This is a genomic window from Spirosoma pulveris (assembly GCF_054781875.1).
In genome coordinates this window covers 18,673-42,990 of sequence record NZ_BAAGTO010000016.1, presented here as the reverse complement: position 1 = coordinate 42,990, position 24,318 = coordinate 18,673, and the positions used below count along the sequence as shown (strand labels likewise).

Here is a 24,318-nt window from a genome sequence, read left to right as displayed (position 1 = left end):
TTCAGGCTATGGCTTCTACAAACTTATCTGATACAAACAACCAGAACCACCTCACAGCGGCCCGACACTTACCACCCGATCAGATTTCCCCTAAGTCGGTTGTGATAAGTATTTACCAGTTGAAGTATGTGTTTCGGCGCAACTGGAAAATATTAGTCATTCTTATAGGTTTGGGCGGTCTGATCGGATTCATCTATGACGCATTCCATAAAACCAAAATCACCTATACCGGCACCATCATGTTTAATCTGGGTGGCGGCTCATCGAGTGGTGGATTTGGTGGTGAACTGGGCCAGTTGGCCGGTGCGTTTGGACTTAGCTCGGGCGCCACGGATGCCAACATCTTCGTTGGCGATAACTTCCTTATTTACGCTAAATCAAGACCAGTGGTCGAAAAAACGTTGATGCAGACCGATACCGTTAACGGTAAAGACACCCTGCTTGTCAATTACTACATTCGCCACAGCGGAATTCGTGATGAGGAATGGGAAGACAATGATTCATTGCGTGCATTTTATTTCAAGCGGGCCAAACGACCTGAAGAATACACCAAGACCGAACAGCTCGTCATGTCGGACATTTACGCCCGGGTCGAAGGCGAAATAGCCGTTAAGCAACCCGAGCGAAAATCGTCGTTTATGGAACTTAGCTGCTTCATGGAGAACGAGCAACTGGCGGCTACCTTTCTGACCAATCACCTCAAAACCATTGAGCAGGATTACCAGACAAAGCAGACGAAGAAAACCCACGAAATGTATGACTTGCTGATATCCAGAGTGGACTCCCTTCAGGCGCGATTGACGGGTACAGAGAACAAGCTGGCTCAGTACATGGATCAAAACCAGCAGGTGGTAGTTGCCCAGGGTCGTATTACAGAAAATAAGCTAACGCGGAACTCCGGCTTCCTGACCACACTCTATTACCAGGCGCTTCAGCAGGCAGACAACATGCGCTTATCCCTGATTCGGGAAACGCCATTGTTTACCATAATAAAACCTGTTTATTACCCGCTTCACGTAGATACGATCAAAACGGCTGGTTTGCAGATCGGTATGATCGTTGGTCTGGTGCTCTCCATCCTTATTATTTTTCTGCAGGAGACGTACCGTTCCGTGATGCATGAAGCTTAGGAATACCATCTTTATTACACAAACACATTGAAAACGCACGAAGTTATCATACAGCCTGGCCGGTCAGAACGCCACTACTGGCGCGACCTGTGGCGTAACCGCGAGTTGATGTATATTCTGTCTATGCGGGATGTCTCCGTTCGCTATAAACAGACTGCTCTGGGTACGGCCTGGGGGCTGATTCGCCCACTCACCACCATGCTGATCATGGTATTTGTATTCAGTAAGATCGCTAAACTGCCCGCCGACCCTGGCGTCCCCTACCCACTTATGGTACTGGGCGGAATAACCGTTTGGACTTTCTTTGCAACGGCTTTTACGCAGATCAGCAACAGCGTGACTATGAACTCCAACCTGGTTACGAAAGTCTATTTTCCCCGCCTGATCATGCCCATTAGTTCTGTAGCGGTTAGTTTTATCGACTTCCTGGTATCGCTGGGGTTATTCATTGTCCTTGCCATCTGGTATCGATTTATTCCTGACTGGCATTTGCTCATGCTGCCGGCTTTTATCGTACTGGCTTTGTTAGCATCTTTTGCATTCGGTTTATTTTTTGCGGCTGTTAACGTACGTTTTCGTGACATTGGCCAGCTAATTCCGTTTATAGTACAAGTGGGTTTCTACATTTGCCCAATCGCCTACAGCAGTCGGTTGGTTGCAGATAAGCAAAACGAATGGTGGACGCCCTTTTACTGGATGAACCCCATGGTTGGTATAATCGATGGATTTCGCTGGTCACTGCTTGGTGAAAAGGCGTACTTTAACCCGCAAAGCCTGCTTATATCCATGGCTATTGTAGGCGTCTGTCTAACCTTATCGCTTTACTTCTACCGGAAACGGGAGAACACATTTGTAGATGATATTTAAAGAATTACAATTTATTATTTATGACGCGTGGATGGCCCAGGCGGCCGTAAACTGTAGATCGTAAATCGTAAATCAATATGTCTGTCATTACCGTCGAAAATATCAGCAAGCAATACATCATTGACCATAAAAAGGGCAAAGGTGCCAATACGTTGCGGGATGTTATTTCAGAAAACTTCCGGTCTCTGTTCGGAAGCAAAAAAGAAAAGGATGCCGTAACGCATGAAGAATTTTGGGCGCTTCGCGATGTAAACTTTTCCATTGAACAGGGCGATCGGGTTGGTATTGTTGGCCATAACGGAGCCGGAAAATCGACCATGCTCAAAATTCTGAGCAAAATCATCGAGCCCACGACCGGTACCGTTCGCATCAAAGGACGAGTAGCCAGCCTCCTCGAAGTAGGTACAGGCTTCCATCCTGAACTGACCGGCCGGGAAAACATCTACCTCAATGGTTCCCTGCTGGGTATGAGTCGCAGCGAAATCAGAAAGCAGTTCGACGAGATCGTGGCTTTTGCCGGCGTCGAAAAGTTTCTCGATACACCCGTAAAACGCTATTCGTCAGGCATGTATGTTCGGTTGGGTTTTGCCATTTCGGCTCACCTCGACCCCGAAATCATGATCGTTGATGAAGTACTGGCGGTTGGTGATGCCGAGTTTCAGAAGAAAAGCCTTGGTAAAATGCGGGATAACTCGGCCAGTGGCCGAACCATTATTTTCGTTAGCCATAACCTCACGGCTGTTCAGGCGCTTTGCAACAAGACCCTTTACTTTGAAAAGGGGCAACTTATCGAACAGGGCGAAACCAATCAGGTTATTGCCTCTTATTTGAGCAAAGTATCGAAAACGAGACTCATGCGCCAGTGGGAAAAGCCCGAAGATGCGCCCGGCAATGACCTCGTGCGCGTTCACCGGATTGAACTCGCGCCCGAATACATCGACGACCTCACCCACATCGATGTCCGGACATCGATGAAATTCAGATTTGAATTCTGGAGTTTCATGGACAATGCAAACCTCAACCTGAGCTTGCACCTGAATTCAATGACCGGTGAGTGTATCTTTAACATCGGAACATTGTCGCAGCCCTTTGGTAAAGGGTTGATTGCCGGTGAGTGCACCATTCCGGGATACTTCCTGAATGATGGCTCCTATACAATCTCCATGATGATTGTGAAGGATACGGTTACCCCACTATTCGTAATGGAAGAAGGTATTACCTTTGATGTGGAAGATTATCGGGAGGGAATTGCCTGGTATGGAAAATGGCCGGGTTATGTTCGTCCTCAGATACCTTTTCACACAAAAATGCTGGAAACAGTCACCAGTGAACAATAATTAAGTCTATTTAGCAGATTGTACTTATAGCGAGCTGCCTAATACTGTCTGTTTATTGTTGACGCTTATCTACTAATTGCTTAATGATTAATGTCACGAAATCATATCTGCCAGAACTTGACGAGTATACCAACTACTTAAAGGGTATCTGGGAGCGTGTTCATTTGACGAATGATGGGCCACTTCTGCGTAGGCTGGAGGATGAGATGAAAGAGTTTCTGGATGTAAAGTACCTGAAATTCTGCACCAATGGCACCATTGTACTTCAGATGGCCCTCAAAGCACTGGATATAAAGAAAGAGGTTATCACTACACCCTTTTCTTACGTGGCCACGACCAATGCGCTGCTCTGGGAAGGGTGTACCCCGGTATTCGCCGACATTAGCCCGGATGATTACAATATCGATCCAGAAAAAATCGAGCCGCTGATCACGGCCGATACCCAGGCAATCATGGCTACCCATGTATATGGTAATGCCTGCCGGATTGAACAGATTCAGGCCATTGCCGATAAGTACAACCTAAAAGTAATTTACGACGCAGCTCATACATTCGGGGCTAGTTACAAGGGTAAGTCCATTTTAAGTTATGGCGATCTGAGTACCTGTAGTTTCCACGCGACCAAGGTATTTCATACTGTTGAAGGGGGTTGTATCGTGACTAACAACGCCGATATGGCGCAGAAGCTGCACCACATGCGCTCGTTCGGTCACCAAAATGACAACTACTTTGGCGTTGGTATCAACGCCAAGAATTCCGAACTGCATGCGGCCATGGGTTTGTGCGTTCTGCCCAAAGTACCCGAGCTGATTGCCGCCCGCAAAGAGCGGTTCGGGTATTATGACAGTCAGCTGGATTTCAGTAGGATCACCCGTCCCAGCCTGACACCCGGCGTCGACTATAACTATGCTTATTACCCGGTAATTTTCGATTCGGAGGAGACACTGCTGCGGGTGGTAGATGCCCTGAAGGCCGACGACGTTATGCCCCGCCGGTATTTTTACCCTTCGCTCAATACCCTGCCCTTTACATTCAGGCCCGGTTCGACATCCGCTCAATCCTGTCCGGTGTCGGAGGACGTATCCCTGCGGGTGTTATGCCTGCCCCTCTATCCTGATCTGGCCGAAGCTGATGTTGACCGCATTGTTTCGATTGTAAATCTGACTGTCGGTATCGTACCCGAAAGCGTATAAAAAAGCCCGAAATTGGCCAATAAACTGACTTACGTTCACTAGGTCGGTTTATAAGGCCATTTTTCATTAGGCCCTTCTGTACGAGAATTTTCTTCCTATGAGTAGCTTATACATTCTTCCCCTTGTTCTGTTTATTATTTACGTCGGACGGCTCTCTGCACAGATTTGCCGCCGTTCCCTAACAGAATGGTGGCTGACAACTTTTTTGCTGGGTGCCGGGAGTGTTATTTTAACGGGCTTCGTACTATCCGGCCTGTACCTCACGGCCAATGCCCCGGTTTGGGCCGGGTCGGTGTTTATTACGGCAACAATACTTGGTAAACTATTGAGTGGGCTGTCTGGACATAAATCCAGTTTTTCGATCCGCGTACTTGCTCAGGAGCGCTTTCAAACGCTTAAAGACTGGTTCGGTGGGTTGCCGGCATATTCCCGCTTCCTCTTCGTCCTGCTGTTCGGCACTTTGGGAATCATTGCGATTACCAATCTGCTGTTGGTCCTATTCACCGTTCCTAATGAATGGGACAGCATGACCGGCCACCTGAACCGGGTGATGCAGTACATTCAACGCGGCACGATGCGTCATTTTGGCGGAACAAACTGGAACATGGATACCTATCCAAAGAGCGTTTGTACCCTTCAGATCTATTCGTTTCTGATGACCGGCCGTTTTGAGAATGGCTTCAAATTTATTCATCACCTGAGTTACTGGACGGCCATCGTTGCGGTTTTCGGTATCGTGCAGCGCATTGGCCAGAACCGGCTATCAGCTAGTTTTTTCTGTGCGCTGGCGTATGCCCTGCTTCCCGATTTCCTCATGCAGGCCATCACCACCGAAACAGACATTGTCCTGACCGCCTACCTGAGCGTATTACTTTATATGCTGTTTACGTATCGCAGTATTGGGTTGTCTACTGCTGATAACCGGTATCTGTACCTGGCCGGTATGGCGTTTGGCATTGCATTTGGGCACAAAATCACATTTTCTTTGTTGTTGCCTTCCGTATTTGTCATCCTGATTTACACGGTTTTCCTGTCCAGTTCGTGGGTCGTTACCTTTGGTCGGGTCTGGCGGCTTGGCTTGGCCATAGGGGTTGGGGTTTGTTTATGGACACTGCCAACCGGTTATCTGAAAAACATTGAAGTATTTGGCCACCCGATTGGTCCCCCAACGGCACTCAAACACCAGTCGGTGGAGCGGGCAGGCTCACTTCCCAACTTACTTGAGCAGGGAAGCCGCAATGTGGTTCGTTATGCTTACGACCATATAAACCTGGACGGCATCCGAAATGTGAAAGCCGGGGCCGACCTGAACCATGCCATGCGCAAGCCGCTGGTTATGCTGGAGGACAAACTGCATATGCGTCTGGATGAAGAAACGGATTTTTCGATTCAGACATTTGCCTTCGACCGTAAATTTGTCTTTTACAATGCCAATCCGTACTGGGGAATTTTCGGCTTTGGTCTCATCTTACCGTTCCTTGTGCTGGTCCTGATAGGCTATATTCGCTCAACCCCGCATGTTTATTTAGGTATAGCCCTGTTGCTTCATTTTTTAGCACTCTCCTACTCAGCTCCGTATGATCCATTTAAAGGGCGTTATTTTATAGAAACAGGCCTGTTTGGTATTACCTTTCTGGCCTTGCTATTCCTTCATCCACGCACAACGATCGACGCCCAGAAACGACCCATCTGGAAAGGATACGTAGCCCTCGTTACTGTATTGGGTTGCCTGTCGGCGCTCATGTGCGTATTCCTGAACACACGAGCGCTGCCATTCGCCTGGACCGGCCCCGATGGCGCTCCCTTTCCGTCGGCGTTTACCGCAGATAGAATTCGGCAGATAACTATTGGTCGCCAGGATACCTATATCCCCTTTAAACGCTTCGATGAACTGGTTCCTGATGGTGCAACTGTTGCGCTGGCGACCATTAATGATGATTATGAGTATCCGCTTTACGGGCCTAAATTATCCCGTCGACTTATTGCCATTAACCCATTTGAGCAGGGACTCAAGCCAATTCCGAAAGAGGCCGATTACCTGTTTTTCGATAAAAGCGTTATTTCACCCCAACCCGGCGACATACGCCTGGGTACGGATACCACCCTACGCGCCAAAATGATCGTGCCGGGTGAAGATTATTATTTACGGAAGTTGAAGAAGGGTGGAGCGAGGAGCGAGGAGTGAGGAGTTACTAACGCGGGTATACTGCTGGCGTCAGCAACTCCCCGCTCCTCACTCCTCGCTTCCAATACTCCCTCCTCACTTTTCGCTCCTAAACCCTAAAAATATGACCCTTGCCATCATGCAGCCTTACTTTCTGCCCTACATCGGCTATATGCAGTTGATGGGAGCAGTCGATACATTTGTTTTGTACGACGATGTAGCCTTCATAAACCGGGGTTGGATAAATCGAAACAGGTTGTTAATAAATGGTCAGGAGTATTTATTTACCATCCCGTTAAAAGATGCCAGCCAGAACAAGCGAATCAACGAAGTACATTTGGCCGATGATCCAAAATGGCGCAGTAAGCTGCTAAAAACCATTGAACAGGGCTATCGAAAAGCCCCCTCTTACCAAACGGTTATGCCGCTAACCGAAAAGATCATCAATTTTACAACCAACTCTATCGCCGAACTGATCCATTTCAGTCTCGTTGAGCTGAATACCTACCTGGGTTTATCAACCCGACTGGTTATCTCTTCGTCCATCTACGCCAACAGTGAATTAAAAGCGCAGGAACGCATACTGGACATTTGTCGGCAGGAAAAGGCTTCCCGCTACATCAATCCAATTGGGGGAATGGAGTTATACGATGCGCCCACATTTGCCCAGGCGGGTATCGACCTAAAATTCATTAAATCAAAACGGGCTGAGTACTCTCAATTCAAAAATGACTTTATTCCCTGGTTATCCGTCCTAGACACGCTTATGTTTAACGACATACCCGACGTTCGGAAATTGCTGGGAGAATATGAATTAGTTTAGTACTGGCAGCGGGGAGTTGTCCTGACATACGTATCTCGAAACTTCTTACGCTTCGATCCTTATCTAACATATGGCAAAAGTTATCATTTTCGGGGTTATGGATACGGCCGAGTTGGCCCATTTCTATCTCACCCACGATTCAGAACACGAAGTTGCGGCTTTTACGGTGAGCCGCGAATACATGACCGGCAATGAATTTCAGGGCTTGCCACTGGTAGCATTCGAAGACGTAGAAACGCTGTTTTCTCCGAAGGAATACAAGTTTTTCGCCCCCATGACTGGCCGGAACATGAACCGAAACCGGGAACGGATTTACCTCGAAGCAAAAGCCAAAGGATACGAATTCATTTCCTACATCAGTTCAAAAGCCACCCTATTTGGTAACCAGATCGGCGAAAACTGCTTTATTCTGGAAGACAATACCATTCAACCATTTACAACCATTGGCAACAACGTTGTGCTGTGGAGCGGCAATCACATTGGTCATCACGGCCAGATAAAAGACCATGTGTTCTTTACCTCGCACGTGGTTATGTCCGGCCATTGTGTTATTGAGCCGTATTGCTTTTTTGGGGTAAACAGTACTATTCGCGACTTTCTGCACATCGCAACCGGAACCCTTGTCGGCATGGCTTCTGCTATTTACAAGGATACCGATGAGTGGGGTTTATACCTCGGCAACCCGGCCAAAAAACTTCCCAAACCCAGTTACGAAGCGTATTAAAGCGCAGCCGTCTCCTGTTGAAAAAGCTCCTGTTACTAGGCCATGATGCCAACCGGGCCGGCGCACAAATCGTGCTCCTTAACCTGATGCGTTTATTGAAAGCGGAAGGCCTTTCCATGCACTTACTGCTGGGAGAAGGCGGTCCGCTGCTCGACGAATACCGGGCAATATGCCCGGTTACCATCTGGCCTGCCCCCAGTCCATACGTAGTGGGGGCTCTTGCCGATAAAGTGCTGTTTAAAGCCGGACTTTGGGAGCGTTTTCAGACGCGACAGCAGCTTAGAAGACAACAGGCAATACAAGCGGAGCTTGACATCAATTCGTTCGATCTGGTGCTGGTTAATACCGTAACCAGTAGCCGATGGTTTGGGCAACTGGCGCTACCCGCCCGTATTCCCGTCGTCACTTTTGTACATGAACTCGACATGTCGGTTCGGATATACACCCGCCCCGACGAGTTGGCGTTTCTGCTTAGTCGAACCACGCAGTTACTGGCGGTATCGAAAGCGACCGCCCGGTATTACGAACGTCAGCATGGGTTCGATCCGGCCCGCATTACACGCTATACACTCATCGATACCCCCACCCTGTCCCGCTCGGTTCAACAGGCCCGTGAGCAGCCGAGCCCTTATACGTCGCTGGGTTTGCCCGATAACGCCCTGATTGTAGGCGGGTGCGGCAACGCCGAATGGCGAAAAGGCAACGACCTCTTCATTACACTGGCCAGGCAGGTAATTGGCCGCGTTCAGAAGGACAGTATAGTCTCAGAAGCATCAATGGAGCGGCCCATTTATTTCGTTTGGGTTGGAGTGCCGGCCGGAAACCTGCGGGACGACCTGTTGGTCGATATTCGGAAAGCGGGGCTTAGTGATTACGTTCACCTGGTTCCGCCTACGCCGGAGGTGCTGCGTTACCTAAGTCGGTTCGACGTCTTTCTCCTTTGCTCCCGCGAAGATCCCTACCCGCTGGTGGTGTTTGAAGCAGGCTTGAGCGAAGTACCGGTAGTCTGTTTTGACGAGGCCGGAGGCTCACCCGAGCTGGTAGAAACCGATGGTGGTTTTGTGGTGCCTTACCTTGACCTCGATGCCATGAGCAACCGCGTTATCGACCTGCTCCGGGAGCCTGATTTACGAAAGAAGATGGGGCAGCGACTTGCTCAAAAAATACTTGAACGCCACCCGGCTCAGCAAAGCGTCGAAACTCTCGTAACTTTGTTCGAGAAACTGACTCGGCAATAGCCTCGCTGCACGCCCGTGGCCCTTTGCCGTGCCCAATGTATGACTCTTGCATTCACAATTTGTTCTATAAATTATTTAGCTCAGGCCCGTACCCTGGGCGACTCACTTCGACAGTCTAATCCCGATTACCAATTCATAATTGGGTTAGTTGATAAATTGAGTGTAGCTAACTTACCGGCACAACTGGTTCCTGACTACCCCATGCTAGAGGTAGACAAAATTGGAATTCCTGATTTTGCGGCCATGTGCGACCGCTATGATATTACGGAGTTGAACACGGCGGTAAAGCCGTTTTACATTGATTACCTGTACGAGGCCTATCCGGACGCTACCGAGGTTATCTATTTTGATCCCGACATCATCGTTTTTCAACCGCTTAACGAGCTTAATGAAGCCCTGACCCGGCACAGCCTGGTGTTAACCCCACACACCTGTTCGCCAACCCCCGACTGGGAGCGGCCCAACGAACAGCACCACCTGAATACGGGCATTTTCAACCTCGGTTTTATTGGACTTCGTAACGATGCCACCGCTCGTCAATTCGTGAACTGGTGGAAAGACCGCCTGGTGTATGAATGCCGGATCGACCTCTGCGAAGGCCTTTTTGTCGATCAGCACTGGGTGAACTTTGCTCCCGTTTATTTTAACAACGTCCTGATCGATCATCATTTAGGCTACAACATGGCCTACTGGAATTTGCACGAACGGTTTATCAGCCAGAACGAGGCCGGGCACTGGTTGGTAACCGCAACATTAACATCCTCCCCAGCTCCTCACACAGAGCTGTTACAGTTCTTTCATTTTAGCGGCTACAACCCCGATAAGCCGGATGAGATCTCCAAATACCAAACGCGGTACAGCTTTCCCAATAAGGCCAACCACACCGGCGGCAAGCCCCACCGCTTTGCCGATCTGCCCGAACAACAGCGACCCGATGTAAGGCCCTTGTTCGATCTATACCGCAATCAGCTGCTGACTAACCAAAACGAGCTATACCGTCAATATCCCTGCGTCTATATCAAGCCGCCTAAAGTTTTTCGTTATCAGCGGATACGTAAGCTGTTGAAACTGCCTTTCAACAAACTGATCACGCTCTTAGAATCTAGTTAACTATGACAGAAGGGCCTCGTTTTCGGGAAGTCTGGATTTATCGCTACCATAAAATTACCCACATTGTGGGCAAATTCTGGTCGTTTGCCGTGAAGTACCTTCAGCTTCGTTTACTTAAAAGTCGGCTGGGGGACCGGCAGCTGGTCGCTATTATTCTGTCGGAACAGATGGGCGATATTATTGCCTGTGAGCCGGTTTCTCGGGAAGTACGCCAGCGTCATCCCGATGCCTATATCCTCTGGATCGTGAAGGAAGCCTTCGCTGACCTGGTCAGATACAACCCCAACCTGGATGGCTTTCTGGTAGAAAAATGCCCCGGCGAACGGGTACAATTACTGCGCTCCGGCATCTACGATCAGGTTTATAATCTGCACATTTCGCACCGAAAATGTAAATACTGCCCAGAAGACCCTGTTAACCCAACGGCGGATCGGATAGGCCTCACCTTCGATAATTATTACCACCGGGGCGATTTACTGTATATGTTCTCGCAGGCAGCCGGGTTGCCGCCCATCACCGACGAGCCTCGAATGTATATTCCGGAAGCTATTGAACAGGCCATAAAAGCCAGGAAATTGCCGGACCAGCCCATTGTTATCCACTGTCAGTCAAGCCATATTGCCCGCGACTGGCCCGCTGCTAACTGGAACAAGCTGGTAGACTGGCTACTGGCAACGTATCCCTACCCGATCATCGAAGTGGGACTTACGCCAACTGTCCAATCCACCAATCCACGGTTTATTAACTTATGCGGTCAACTGAATTTGCTTGAAACGGCCGAAGTTATCCAACACGCCCGGCTGTTCATTGGCATCGACAGCGGACCGGCACACATGGCCAATGCCGGAGGGGTAACAGGTATTCTCCTTTTAGGAAAACTGTATGACTTTATTGATTACCTGCCCTACTCAGGCCGTTATAAACGAGGGGAAGGGGTGACTATTCTCAACAATTTTGGTCATCCATGTGCTGAATTACCCTACGACTGGGTACAACAGGCCGTTCAACATCAGGTAGGTCAACCCAAACGAGTATGATACAGTCCAGGTCTGTTAGTGTCAACATAGTTATACCGGTCTACAAGGCCCAGCTTACCGATTATGAACGCATTGCCCTGACGCAATGTGTTCGGGTACTAGGCAATTACCCGGTCTGGCTCGCGGCACCCCATACCCTCGATATGACGGCTTATCAGGAAATAGCCCCCGGTATTAACGCACGAACATTCGACGAGCACTATTTCACCGATGTACAGGGCTACAACCGGCTCATGTTGTCAGAAGAATTTTACAGTGCTTTTGCCGATCAGGAATACCTGCTGATCTACCAGTTAGATGCATTTGTCTTTCAGGATGATCTGGCATACTGGTGCCAGCAGAATTACGATTACATTGGAGCACCCTGGCTCCGGGACCGCGATTTTACAGGCTGGCTCGACAAGCTCGACTTTACCATTCGGCAACGACTGGCTACCTGGCTAAACCTGAAAAAACCGGACGGCATCACCCCGCGCGAAATCATCAACCTGAACGGCGTGGGCAATGGCGGGTTTACCCTCCGGCGGGTATCGGCGATGCTGCGCTGCTTAAAACAGTTTAAGCACAAAATCGACGAGTACGAACGCAAAACGCTGCACCAGTACCACGAAGATGTATTCTGGGGTATTGAAGTCAATCGGCACTGGCCCCACTTACGCATTCCGTCTTACCGAGAAGCGCTCTATTTCTCCATTGAGTTTTTTCCTCAGTGGGCCGTTGAGCATTACAATCAGGGCAAGTTACCCTTCGGTTGCCACGCCTGGAACATCCACGGTACCGACTACTGGCGACCTATTTTTGCCCGGTACGGCTACCAAATCTGATTTTTTGCATGAATGAACGTCCCCGCCCAACCATTTCCATAGCCCTTTGTACGTACAACGGCACTGCCTACTTGCCCGTTCAATGGCAGAGTTTGCTTGAGCAGCAGCAACTGCCCGACGAAATCGTTGTCTGCGATGACCAGTCTACCGATGGCACCGCCGAATTACTGAGCCAGCTTGCCGTCGATGCGCCCTTTCCGGTGCGGGTCCTCGAAAATACAGTCCGGCTGGGGTCCAATAAAAATTTCGAGCGGGCGCTCTCAGCCTGTACCGGCGACCTGATCTTCTTATGCGACCAGGACGATTTTTGGTTACCCGAAAAAATAGCGACCATGACCCGGTATATGATGCAGCATTCCGATGCGCAGGTAGCGTTTTGCGACGCCTGGGTCACGGACGAACTGCTTCAGGAAAAGAAAGGTCGATTTTGGGAGGTTGTACGCTTTGATAAAAACGCACAGAACCGATGGCAAACGGGCGAATCGCTGGAAGTACTCCTGGATGGCAATCGAATGATGGGCTGTGCTACCGTTGTTCGAAAATCATTTTTGACTACGGTGCTGCCGGTACCCAATGACTTACCTACCGATTATATCTACGATGGCTGGATGGCTTTGGTAGCCGCTGCCAGCAACGCTGTACACTTTATCGACATCCCCTTACAACTCTACCGAACCCACGTTCAACAACAGGTTGGCGTACGGGCGAAAGAAGCGGCCGAGTCGGTGCGGTTGCAGGACCGGCTGGCCCGTCGCCGGGCGGGTAAACTTGCCCCCCTTCGCGAAAAACAGGTAAATCTGACCAAAATAAACCAGCTACTGAGCACCCGTGTTCCGGAAACTGCGCCGGGATTTTCTCAACTTAACCGACGATTAGCCCATTTTACCATGCGCAGCAGTCTGCCCGATAACCGGCTTGGCCGGGTACTGCCGGTTCTACGAAGCCTGCAGCGCGGCAACTACAACCGGTATGCCGACGCATCGGCCAACTGGTACGCCCCTTACCTGGCAATGTTGGGCGATTTACTCGAATGACGTAGCTTTGCATTTACTGTGCTATTAACCATCTGTACCCTCTCACAACTTCCTCAGGCAATTGCACTGGGCGACAGTTTTATTCGTCATTCGGTCAACGCTACCGGTAGCTCTTCGGTTATCCTGGGGCTGGTCGATGATCCGGCCCGTTTACCCGTCGGCTTCGTTTCTCCTTACCCGCTTCTGCCGGTCAGCGAGTTATTAACGGCTGTGCAACTAACCGATTTATCAGCGATTTACACGCCAACTGAATTTGCCGCGGCCTGTAAACCAATCTTCATTGCTGAAGTCTTTCGGCGATATCCCGACGTTGATAAACTACTTTATGCCGACCCGAATGTGTATTTCACGGGTTCGTTGTTGACAGTTTGGCAGAACCTTGACGAGTCAACGGCCCTGCTGACTCCCTTTATTACCCGTACTCCAGCCGATTCACTTTGGCCCGATGAGAAGTTTTTTCAGAACATCGGTTTGTATAGTTCCGACTTTCTGGGCTTCCGCCGATCTGCTGAAACGGATCGGTTAGTAGCCTGGTGGACGGACCGGGTTCAGCAACGAGCGTTTATCAACTACTGCGAAGGCCTATGTCTCGACCAGATCTGGCTTATGCATGTTCCGGTCTTTTTTAACGATGTGCGGATAATCAAGAATCCGGGTTGGCACGTTGCTCTGTGGAATTTACCCGAGCGTAGCGTTCAGCAAACAGAAAATGGTTGGCGGGTAACAGGGCCAGAAGGACAGGATCAGCCCCTCCTGTTTATGAACGTCAAAGGATGGCTTCACCCCGATCAGGGGCTTTTTCCGCATCAAAACCGGCTTCATCTGTCAGATAGACCCGAACTCACCTCCTTACTGGCCACTTACCGACAAACCCTGCCCACTCCTCCCGAGCTTAGTATGAAGTCAATAACACCAGCTTATGGACAACAGCCGGAACCTGTCGTTTTGCGGGGCTGGCGTTATACGGCAGTTCAGTCGTTTCGAAGCGTTACCCGATTCATTGATCAGTTCTCCGTTCAAAGCTAAGCGTTTGACCGTTGGAGGAATATTGCGACTTGGGCAAGGTTTTATCCCCTATTAGCTCTAATTTTGTAGACAAATCATCTCAGAAAAATACAAACGGTCTTCGTTTGTAGATTTCCCTTCATGAAAGTACTTTACGACCATCAATCGTTCACGGGTGTACCTTACGGGGGCGTTTCCCGCTATTTTTTTGAACTGATGCGTTCGTTTGCCAAGCGAACAGATATTGAATTTGAACTATCCCTGCGATTATCCAATAACGAGTATCTCGATCAGGCCTCCTTCAGTCGGCACTTACGCTACCGGAGTTTGGCTCAGGTGCGAAATGCCCATCGGGTTGCCTCCGTTCTCAATCGGCTTTACAGCCTGCGTCGCATAAAAGCGGGGAAATTCGACGTTTTCCACCCGACTTATTACCATCGCTACTTTCTGGACGCGATTGGCAACAAGCCTTTTGTTGTTTCCTTTCATGATGCCACCAGTGAACGATATGGCAGCATTTACCCCGAAGTAGGCGAAGGGCTGTATGACCTGAAGAAAGTGCTGCTACGACGGGCCGACTGCATCATTGCCGTTTCTGAATTTTCGAAGCAGGAAATTTTGCGCTTTTTTACGGTCGACCCGGAAAAGATAAAAGTTATTCATCTGGGCACTACGCTCGGGGAGTATGCATCGGCGAGTGAATACAATACTCCGCCTATGCAGGCTCCTTACCTGCTGTATGTGGGCAAACGGGGTTTGTACAAAAACTTCACCGGCTTTTTCCGGGCGATACAGCCTGTTTTGCAGCGGCATCCCGATTTACATCTGATCTGCGCCGGCGGGGGGGCGTTCAGTAAAGACGAGCAGACCCTGTTTCACTCGTCCCGACTGGCGAATCGCGTTCATTACCGACCCGCATCCGATGCCAGTCTCTTGGCCCTCTACAAACACGCCCGTGCCTTTGTTTTTCCTTCGTTGAATGAAGGCTTTGGCATACCCGTTCTGGAAGCCTACAGCGGAGGCTGTGCCGTTGTGTTGAGCAACCGAAGCTCCTTACCCGAAGTAGCTGCCGATGCCGCCCTGTATTTTGATCCCGAAGACGATGAGTCAATGGCCGAAGCCATCGAACGCGTTGTTACCGACGATGCGTTGTGTGCCGACCTGCGCCTGAAAGGAATTGAGCGGCTGAAGAATTTTTCATGTGATAAAACCGCCTGCCAGACATTGGAGGTTTATCAATCTCTCCATTAAGCGATGGCCTCAACTTCCGTTTCACTTCATACATTTGTTACACAGCCGTACTCGTCTGCTCAGGCTACCCGTACGGATAACAGAGCGTATCCAAAACTTACCATCGTTACTCCGTCTTACAACCAGGCACAGTATCTGGAGCGAACGATCCTGAGCGTGTTGAACCAGCAATACCCTAATCTGGAGTATTTCATCATGGATGGTGGCTCTACCGATGGTAGTGTAGATATCATAAAAAAGTATGAACCCTATCTGGCTGGCTGGGTGAGTGAAAAGGACAAAGGGCAAACGGATGCCATAAATAAAGGATTCAAACGGGCAACCGGCGATTACGTCGCTTTTCAAAACTCCGACGATGTATTTGCACCAGACGCTTTTCATCGGGTGGCCCAGGCCTGGCGGAAGGCCCCGGATACGGACGTTTTTTTTGGAGATATGTACATCACCGATGAAACCGACGTTATTTTGGAAGAGATGCGGGCACCGGCCTTTTGCGCCGAATGTCATATTTACGAAGGGATGCAGGTTTTTAACCAATCGTTGTTTATCCGTCGTGAGCAATTACTTCGATTGGGCATGCTCGACGAAAGCCTGCGTTTTGTGATCGATTATGAGATTGTTGCCCGATTGGGGGTTCAACCCGGTATGCGATTTCAACACGTTGACGGATTCTGGGGCGGGTTTCGGGTTCAGCCCGACGCGAAGTCATCAACCATTGCCGCCACCGTGGGCTTACAGGAACATAAACAGGTTAAAGAAAAATACCAGCCGATGTTAACTTCACGTCTGGGAGCCTCTTTCTGGCAACGGTATTGCCGACTGCGTAAGCTGATGACTTTCGTGCTCAAAGGTGAGTTTGCCTACGTACGGCATCGGCTTCGTCTAAATAAATAGACTGTCAACTGTTTGCATAAACACGTATCGTTACACCTTTATCGACACGGTTGACCTCAACCCTATTAATCGAATCCAATTTATGAACTCGTTCATTCGCTTTGTACAATCACTCGACTATATGCGAATGGTGGTCGGTATTTGTATTCTTCTGGATGGTTACCCCCTGATCTTCTTTTTTCGGGAAACCCTTAAACTCGCTCCCGGTAGCACTGCCTTTACGGCGGCAGCGCTGGCAGGGGGCTTGGTGCTTATGGTACCGTTTACGTTACTTCGCCGATTGTACCGACCAAATTACGTGATGCTCACGCTGGGTATCTGCTATATTCTGCTGAGCGTTTTTTACATGTTCTATTTCAACGCAGTACCAGGTTTTAAAGATTATGACCGCGACCTGATCTATTTTGCATACGTTCTTATCTTTTTGTTCCTACTCATTAATGTACCGAATGAGATCATCCGGTTTTTTATTCCAATAGTTGTCTTATTTACACTGGTATCTAACCTGGGGTTAATTTATGCATTGATCACAGACCCTACCTGGGCCATTGGGCAGCGGGCAACCATTACCCTCAATAATGGCGACGAAGGGTCTGGTAACCCCCACGCTTTTTCACGAAATGCGTACATGGGCATCATCGCCTGTGCCATTGGCCTGTTACAGCCGAAGTCGAACATTCTGTTCAAGTTACTGTGTTTTTTTGCCGGCGTACTCAACATCGCCGTACTGGTACTTACCCAAACCCGATCCGGCATTTTGGCCTTCATCCTGGCAACGCTCCTGTTCATGTATTTCCACGTTCGCCCGACAGAAATTCGTTCGGCAGTTCGTAGCCTCGTCAAGCCAGTCCCTATCTTTATCATGGTTGTCGGCGTACTCGGAGTCGTCTATTTCTTCCAGCGCAACATTACGGCCTACCTGATCTTATACGACTATGTCTCCAGCTTTATGGAGCGAAACCTCGAAAATGTCTATGCGCTTTTAGGACAGAAAGCACAAGGGACGGAGTATAAAGCTGTACTCGACGACTCGGCGGCAAACCGAACCGTCGGTCTTACGTTCCTCAGGAACCTGATGGGGCCTAAAATATATATGCTCATTCTGGGCTATGGCTACAAATTCCAGTACTTCGATGTGCCCCTTCTCGAAGCATTTGTTAATCAGGGTATTCTTGGCTTGTTAACATTCGGAGGCATTAATGGTATGGCGTTTTATTACTCGGTTCGCAACATGCGCACAAATCCGAACCCGTTAAATACCTTTCTCGCGTATTTTTATCTGCTTCTGATTGTACAACTCTTTACAAATGGGCGGCCAACCGAAATTTCCTACTGGTTCCCGCTTTCATTGATGATCCGGTTTATGGGCGTTGACCACCTGTTCCCCGCCCATCTTACCAACCATGCCATTAACCATACACAAGATCAATTTATTGTTGTGCCTTCCGCTGAACCAGCCTGATGCGTATTCTTATCGTTCATAATCTCTTATGGGCTCATTATAAATCAACCGTATTTCAGGCATTGCAACAACTGGTAAACCAGCAGGAAAATACCTCAGTACGCGTTTTACAGATTGCCCGTAACGAGCGCTCGCGTGCCAGTCTGGAATCCTTAGCCGACGAAACCACCCCAACTTACGTCTACGAGCATGAGTTGTTATTCGACCGATTTGTCGAAGAAATTGGCCTGGTAGAACGAGTCAGGGCTTTACTCAAGCGTACCCGGGTTTATAAACCGGATGTTATTCACCTGACGGGTTATTATGATCCGGCACAACTCGCCTTGTTAGGCTGGGCCAAGGCAAATGGCGTTCGGGTAGTCATGCAAAACGAAAGTACAGCCTCCGATCACCAGCGAGGAGGATGGAAAGAAGTGTTCAAACGCTGGGTCTTTCGTCAGTGCGATGGTTTTTTTTGCTTTGGCAGCCAATCGGCCGACTACCTCTTGCAGTTAGGCGTGCCTCCCGCCAAGATCCTGCTCCGAAAAAGTGCGGTAGATAATAAGGCCCTTCGGGCTGTTTACCAAAAGACGCTTCCAAACCGGGAAAGCATCCGGCAGGCCATGCAGTTACGAGACAAAAATTTCATTTTTGTGGGTCGACTGATTGAGGCTAAGAATTTACCTGTTCTGGTCGATGCCTTTCATCAGGCACTCAAACGTACCGTAAACCCGTCGACATGGGGATTAATTATGCTGGGCGATGGTGCTGAGTATGATTCCTTAATGCGGCAGATTGATGCGCTGGCGCTGGCGGATCAAGTAACTATATTACCCGGTCGCCCCTGGTTTCGGGTGCCGGAGGTATTGGCCTTAAGTGATGTTCTGGTATTGCCAAGCCGTTCGGAGCCGTGGGGATTGGTTGTGAATGAGGCCATGGCCTGCGGATTACCCGTTATTGTCTCGGACCGTTGCGGATGTGTGAAAGACCTGGTACATCATGAAAAAAACGGGTTCGTTTTCGACCCGGATCAGCCTGATCAACTCACGCAATACCTTCTTCGGTTTATGGACGGGAACGTGGCCATCCGGCAAATGGGCCAGTTGGCCCGGGAGTTCATTGCCCCTTATGCCCCTGAAGTTGTGGCTCAGGAAATGCTTGAGGGCTTTCATAAAATCACAAACTAATCGGTTATTCCGCAGTATCATGCGAATTTTAAATATCTGCGCGTACACATGGCAATCGGGCGGGCCGCCCAAAATCATTTTCGATCATACTGAGGTAGCCCTTCGCTATGGCCATCAGGTAGACATCCTTAGTCCTGTTTCGCCCGGCGAAAAGCCCTATCCTGTTCCGACCGGGGCACGACTGATTCTCTGCCAGCGAACACCCGGTATCAGCAGGTTTTTTCGTGAATTTTCCATTGAGCTTTATCAGTATCTACGAAAGCACGCTCACGAGTACGACATTATTCATTGCCACGGTCTTTGGCATTTTGGCACCCTGGCCCCCTTTATGATTGACCGGACAGTGGCCAAAGTGATTACCATACACGGGGTGCTGGATCGGTGGGTTTATGCGCACAACAACTGGAAAAAGCAGTTAATGGATTCGCTGGCTCAAAAAAAGTACCTCCAGCGGGCCGATCTGGTGCAAATTAACAATACCGATGAGCAGCAGGATGTGCTGCGTTATCTGGGTCATGCACATCCAAACATCGTTATCATCCCCAATGGGGTTAAAATGAGCGATTTCATTTCGTTACCGCCCAAGGGTACGTTTCGCCGGAAGTTTGGCCTGCCTATGGACAAAAAGCTGGTGTTATTCATGAGTCGTCTGAATGCAAAAAAAGGGCTAGACCTACTGCTGCCTGGTTTTCGGGAGTACGTTCGTCAGCACCCCGATACCGTATTGGCTCTGGCTGGCCCTGACGACGGCTATGAAGCAACCACCCGGCAGTTTATCGAACAGCATAAGCTCAGCGATTCAATTCGAATGGTGGGTATGTTAACCGGCGATGATAAGAAAGCGGCCCTCGCCGATGCTGATCTGTTTACCCTTCCCTCCTATTCGGAAGGCTTTTCAATGGCCGTACTTGAGGCTATGGCAGCGGGAACGCCCACATTGGTATCCGATCGGGTTGGCTTTGGCGACGTAATTCGGGAACACAAAGCCGCTGGTGTGCTGGCCAGCTTAACGGCAGAAAGCGTTACGGAAGGGATAGCGCAACTACTTGGCAATGAACAGGTACGCCAGGAAATGGCCCAAAATGCGACGGCCTTATTGAAGAAACAATATGACATTGATGTAGTCGCCAAAAAGCTCCTTGACGAATACACGAACGTATGCAAAAAATAGTAACCTACACCTGCACATCCCGGCGGATGACATTGGCCCAATCAACCTGCCTATCGGCTTCAGCCAGGTCAACAAACGGGAAATCGAGGAGTAATCGCTGTAATTTGGGCAGACAGTTATTGAGACCGTAGTACGACTTAAACTGCCGGGCGCGGTTTAAGCCGGGAATCATGGGTTGACCCGGATCAAAGTCACGGGGGTGGAAGTATGTCATGACGTACTTCGACCGACTCACTAACCCCTTAATAACTTTATAGGGAAAGAGCCTGAAATAACCACCACCCGAGAAGATAAGGTCCTGCCCGAACACCGGGGCAGTATTGATAGGAAATTCTTTGAGTAGTGTGCCGTCAATATTCAGATAACCCGGTTCGAACATGTTTAGTGACGTATCGCCCCCGTGTGAGCGACGGGCCGAGAAAACCGAGCAGTCAATCTCGATACCCTGCTCCAGCAAGACCGGAAACACCCAGCGATTGTACTCTTTGATCGAAAACCCGGGGGCCCGATAGGAGCGCACTTTTTTACCGGTCAAATCCTGTAGGTGCTTGATAGATCGTTCCAGGTCTGCCTGAAATTCGGCTGGTGTCTGCTCGTAAGCGAGCTGGTGGGCGTAAGAATGGGTAGCAACCTCGTACCCGGCAGCATCAATTCGTCGGATTATCTCCGGGTGTTTATCAGCCACCCAACCCAAACAAAAAAAGGTGGCCCGGCTTTTAGTATCTTCTAAAAGCTGAAAGATCCGATCCATATTATGGTAGATCCGGGTTTCGTAACGACTCCATTCCGTTTCTGTGCGGGTCGATTCATTATCCAGAAGATGAAACCACTCTTCAATGTCAAACGTCAAAATGTTCATAACTAAGATCGAAAGGGTCGAAGGGGAGGACAAGGACAGGAAGGAGCGCGGATGGCCTCTCCTTTTTTCCATACTCCCTTTCCTCCCCTTCTTCCTTTTAATAAAACCGCTTACCGGCTGCCAGAAAAGCTTTTACATCCTCACGCGTGGGAAAGGTGAAGTAAGTCATCTGGGATGCATCATTCTCAATTAACTCATAAGTACCCGAGTGAATTTTATCAATAGACTTAAGCATGGCATCCATACCCATTTTCTTGGTCACATCAATTAATTCGGCTTGGGTCATGTTGCCAATGGCAAGCTTTTCCTGTACCAGGATAGGTCCGTTGTCAATGCCTTCATCCACAAAGAACACGGATACGCCCGTATGCGTTTCCCCGTTCTTCAATACCCAGAACGAGGGCATCAATCCACGGTATTTGGGTAAGAGAGCCGTATGCAGATTTATACACCCGTGGGTGGCAACATCCAGAAGTTTACGCTTGAAGATCTGGTTGCCGGCAATGGAGAGAAACAGGTCTGGTTTGTACTCCTTTAGCTTTTCGAGATTCTCATCTTTATTAATATTTCCATCAATATGAATGAGAGGAATATTCCGGTCGGCCAGCACCTTGCGTACGTTATTTCGGCTATCCAGCTTTGAGGCTACAAATTTGAAGCCATACCGTACAAAAAATGGCAGACCAAAAATATCGTACGTCTTCTTCATCTTCTCGCTAAAACTTTCGCGCTTGCCAAACGGCGATACGTCGAACACGACGGTTGCTACAACTTCAGCGTAGGGAGGTAAGTTTTTGAGTAAGTAATCGATATTACGAGCAAGATAGAACGGATCATCCTGCGTAAGAATCACAAGGCGCATAAACAAGTATATAACATTAATGCCACAAAACTACACATTCAGACCCGAAAGCCAGTATCCGGTTATCAACGTATAATCAGTTTCCGGCGAATTAGGTGCCCATTGACGGTTTGCACATCCGTGATGTAGATACCGGATTCCAAGTTATCGAGTGCCAGCGAAATCGCCTTCTTGGGGCCGCCCCGCCATGTTTTTACGGCTCTGCCGAGTAGGTCACGTACCGTTAACTCAGTAAAAAAGACCTGGTCTGCTTCTACGTACAGCATTCGGTCCGACGCCAATGGATTCGGATAAATCTGAACAAGTGGTTCGGTTGGTTCGGTACCCAGCACCAGTGGGCGGGCACTGACAACGTTACTGTAGGTAGATTCGGAAACCGCACTGAACGCACGTAATCGGTAATAATAAGTACCAAACATGTCAGGCACATTCGTATCGGTATACGCTCCAATGGTCCCACCAAGGCTGGCAACCGGTGTAAAATTGGTGGGTGTACCCGTGGCCCGTTCCAGAATCTGAATTTGAGCCGTTGGTACAGCGGTCCAGTTCAATTGAATCTGCTTTTCCGATACAGGTTTGGCAGCCAGCGTAGTTACAGGAGCAATGGCTTCGGCAATAGCAACGTTATCGAATGAAAAAGCGCGCATACCCCGCGTATTGCGGAGCGTAGGACCGTCGTAGAATGGCGAAGCGGCATCCGAAAAATAAGCCGGCAGGTAACGAATTGTTTTGGCGGAGGCTGGTTGTTTCAGAGACAACAGAATCCGGTTTCCAGTGGCTGATCCGCCCGTTACCATCCCTGACTGCCGATCCAGATAAAAGAAATCTTTCTGCTCGCGGTAAGCGATTTTCGCTCCTGTTGCAAAATTATAAAAGGTAGTATCGTTTTTCCAGACCATTTGCATCTGATCGTCAAAAACCAGGGTAATAGAATCTTTACGGCTATTATAAAATACCTTCTTTATATCCGGCGAGTTAATCTGAAGCGTATCATTCGATCCATATATGTCGCGGGCAATTAGCCGGAACTGCTCGAAGGCCATCCGCTGGTGCGCCAACCCGCTGTAATGCACACCATCATAACCCGGTGTCCCAACGGTAGCGATGGTTTCAACGTTATTGAACAGGTATTTGGTACGCCGTTGAAAATCGCGCAGGGCCGCTGCACTATCCTGTGGGTTATTTAAAATATTGATTTGCCCTACGTAGATGCGGGCGTTGCCATAATCTTCCCTGAACTGCTTATACAGGGTAGCAAATTTGCCCGGATACCCCGGCAGACCGCTTCCGGCATCTTCTTCCCCCTGTTTCCAGATTACTGCTTTCGTTTGTTTGGCAACACCCGCCCATTGCGCCCGGTTGAGCAGATCACCGTAGAACGTGATTGGATTAGCATGGTTCACCGAGTCACGTATCGATAAGGCACTAATGGGCGTCCCACCCATGGCCCCGTTTATGACACAGGTAGGGATACCATAGTTTTCCAGAATGAGCCGTTGAATCGTCAGCCCAAACCCGCCAATACTGGCAAAGGGCTGTTTGGCAGGGTACCAACTCATCTGGGAGGGTAGTCCCAGATACGGATAAGCCACGTTCCGCATGTACTTATCATTGAAATTAAACGAATACAGCACATCGAAGTCACTAAGGGCCAATGCGTTCGACTGCCCATGAATGATATATACATCTCCGCAAACAATGTGCTGGGGGTTGGCAACCAGGAGTGAGTCTGTCCCTTTATAAATATATACCTGAACCGAGTACTCAGCCGGTTCAGCTTTGATGGTTGCCGACAAACTGAATGGGGCGCTATTGCTCGCCGGCTCTAAACTCTGGCTGACCACGTTTGTCAATACGCCCTCCCGAGCCATGCGCATCGTTATTTTCGTGTAACCGGCCGTATCCATCTTTCCACTTACAACAACCTGGGCCTGACTGCTGGCATCACGCGGATATAACTGTAGCTCACGGGGTAGCCGATCAAAAACCAGTTGCCCCTGGGCTTGGAAATAGTACAAAAACAATATGACTCCGAAGTAAAGTCTTTTCATCGGCTTTGTTGACTATAAAAAAAGTTATAATATTGTGCGCATTCTTGTTGCGCAAACAAGCGGGTAAAAATACATTCTTTTTTCGCATAAAAGAATGAAAACAGGCTTATAGAGAG

General features: G+C 49.2%; 21 protein-coding genes. 18 read left to right on the top strand and 3 right to left on the bottom strand.

What is annotated here, in order from left to right; translation table 11 throughout:
- Positions 1-8 precede the first annotated feature (8 nt).
- From ACYVJM_RS29040 to ACYVJM_RS28955, 18 genes are all read left to right on the top strand, one after another.
- Positions 9-1,130, top strand: coding sequence for a hypothetical protein (locus ACYVJM_RS29040; protein ID WP_461151634.1), 1,122 nt, complete (start codon positions 9-11; stop codon positions 1,128-1,130).
- Positions 1,131-1,157: 27 nt separating this feature from the next.
- Positions 1,158-1,997, top strand: coding sequence for an ABC transporter permease (locus ACYVJM_RS29035; protein WP_461151633.1), 840 nt, complete (start codon positions 1,158-1,160; stop codon positions 1,995-1,997).
- A gap of 77 nt (positions 1,998-2,074) precedes the next feature.
- Complete coding sequence (locus ACYVJM_RS29030; RefSeq protein WP_461151632.1) at positions 2,075-3,334, top strand: ABC transporter ATP-binding protein; 1,260 nt, start codon at positions 2,075-2,077, stop codon at positions 3,332-3,334.
- An 83-nt stretch (positions 3,335-3,417) separates the two neighbouring features.
- Entirely contained in the window at positions 3,418-4,527 is a 1,110-nt protein-coding gene (locus ACYVJM_RS29025) for a DegT/DnrJ/EryC1/StrS family aminotransferase (RefSeq protein ID WP_461151631.1), read from the top strand.
- A 97-nt stretch (positions 4,528-4,624) separates the two neighbouring features.
- Positions 4,625-6,712, top strand: coding sequence for an ArnT family glycosyltransferase (locus ACYVJM_RS29020; protein WP_461151630.1), 2,088 nt, complete (start codon positions 4,625-4,627; stop codon positions 6,710-6,712).
- Positions 6,713-6,815: 103 nt separating this feature from the next.
- On the top strand, positions 6,816-7,514 hold the full coding sequence (locus ACYVJM_RS29015) for a WbqC family protein (RefSeq protein WP_461151629.1): 699 nt from the start codon (positions 6,816-6,818) through the stop codon (positions 7,512-7,514).
- Between the two features lie 70 nt (positions 7,515-7,584).
- Complete coding sequence (locus ACYVJM_RS29010) at positions 7,585-8,238, top strand: acetyltransferase (RefSeq protein WP_461151628.1); 654 nt, start codon at positions 7,585-7,587, stop codon at positions 8,236-8,238.
- A 17-nt stretch (positions 8,239-8,255) separates the two neighbouring features.
- A complete protein-coding gene (locus ACYVJM_RS29005) occupies positions 8,256-9,476 on the top strand; it encodes a glycosyltransferase family 4 protein (protein WP_461151627.1) in 1,221 nt (406 codons plus the stop codon).
- A 39-nt stretch (positions 9,477-9,515) separates the two neighbouring features.
- Complete coding sequence (locus tag ACYVJM_RS29000) at positions 9,516-10,586, top strand: glycosyltransferase family protein (protein ID WP_461151626.1); 1,071 nt, start codon at positions 9,516-9,518, stop codon at positions 10,584-10,586.
- Between the two features lie 2 nt (positions 10,587-10,588).
- On the top strand, positions 10,589-11,623 hold the full coding sequence (locus ACYVJM_RS28995) for a glycosyltransferase family 9 protein (protein ID WP_461151625.1): 1,035 nt from the start codon (positions 10,589-10,591) through the stop codon (positions 11,621-11,623).
- A complete protein-coding gene (locus tag ACYVJM_RS28990; RefSeq protein ID WP_461151624.1) occupies positions 11,620-12,447 on the top strand; it encodes a DUF5672 family protein in 828 nt (275 codons plus the stop codon). Before ACYVJM_RS28995 ends, ACYVJM_RS28990 begins: the two co-directional genes overlap by 4 nt.
- 8 nt (positions 12,448-12,455) lie before the next feature.
- Positions 12,456-13,481: a glycosyltransferase gene (locus ACYVJM_RS28985; protein WP_461151623.1), complete on the top strand. Its 1,026-nt coding sequence runs from the start codon at positions 12,456-12,458 to the stop codon at positions 13,479-13,481.
- Positions 13,482-13,499: 18 nt separating this feature from the next.
- A complete protein-coding gene (locus tag ACYVJM_RS28980; RefSeq protein ID WP_461151622.1) occupies positions 13,500-14,507 on the top strand; it encodes a hypothetical protein in 1,008 nt (335 codons plus the stop codon).
- A gap of 120 nt (positions 14,508-14,627) precedes the next feature.
- Positions 14,628-15,737 carry a glycosyltransferase family 4 protein gene (locus tag ACYVJM_RS28975; protein WP_461151621.1) on the top strand — a complete coding sequence of 370 codons (1,110 nt, stop codon included), beginning with the start codon at positions 14,628-14,630 and terminating at the stop codon, positions 15,735-15,737.
- Positions 15,738-15,740: 3 nt separating this feature from the next.
- The gene (locus ACYVJM_RS28970) at positions 15,741-16,631 is read left to right on the top strand and encodes a glycosyltransferase family 2 protein (RefSeq protein WP_461151620.1); all 891 of its coding nucleotides are present in this window, start codon (positions 15,741-15,743) and stop codon (positions 16,629-16,631) included.
- Between the two features lie 82 nt (positions 16,632-16,713).
- On the top strand, positions 16,714-18,093 hold the full coding sequence (locus ACYVJM_RS28965) for an O-antigen ligase family protein (protein ID WP_461151619.1): 1,380 nt from the start codon (positions 16,714-16,716) through the stop codon (positions 18,091-18,093).
- Positions 18,093-19,259, top strand: a complete 1,167-nt coding sequence (locus ACYVJM_RS28960) for a glycosyltransferase family 4 protein (protein ID WP_461151618.1) — start codon at positions 18,093-18,095, stop codon at positions 19,257-19,259. Before ACYVJM_RS28965 ends, ACYVJM_RS28960 begins: the two co-directional genes overlap by 1 nt.
- 19 nt (positions 19,260-19,278) lie before the next feature.
- Positions 19,279-20,430 (top strand): glycosyltransferase, encoded by a 1,152-nt coding sequence (locus ACYVJM_RS28955; protein WP_461151617.1) that lies wholly within the window; start codon positions 19,279-19,281, stop codon positions 20,428-20,430.
- Positions 20,431-20,434: 4 nt separating this feature from the next.
- On the opposite strand, the gene ACYVJM_RS28950 is transcribed toward ACYVJM_RS28955, so the two are convergent.
- The 3 genes from ACYVJM_RS28950 to ACYVJM_RS28940 form a co-directional block, all read right to left on the bottom strand.
- Positions 20,435-21,289: a polysaccharide deacetylase family protein gene (locus ACYVJM_RS28950; protein ID WP_461151616.1), complete on the bottom strand. Its 855-nt coding sequence runs from the start codon at positions 21,287-21,289 to the stop codon at positions 20,435-20,437.
- Between the two features lie 97 nt (positions 21,290-21,386).
- On the bottom strand, positions 21,387-22,151 hold the full coding sequence (locus tag ACYVJM_RS28945; RefSeq protein WP_461151615.1) for a methionyl-tRNA formyltransferase: 765 nt from the start codon (positions 22,149-22,151) through the stop codon (positions 21,387-21,389).
- A 65-nt stretch (positions 22,152-22,216) separates the two neighbouring features.
- Positions 22,217-24,202: a sialate O-acetylesterase gene (locus ACYVJM_RS28940; RefSeq protein WP_461151614.1), complete on the bottom strand. Its 1,986-nt coding sequence runs from the start codon at positions 24,200-24,202 to the stop codon at positions 22,217-22,219.
- Positions 24,203-24,318: the final 116 nt, after the last annotated feature.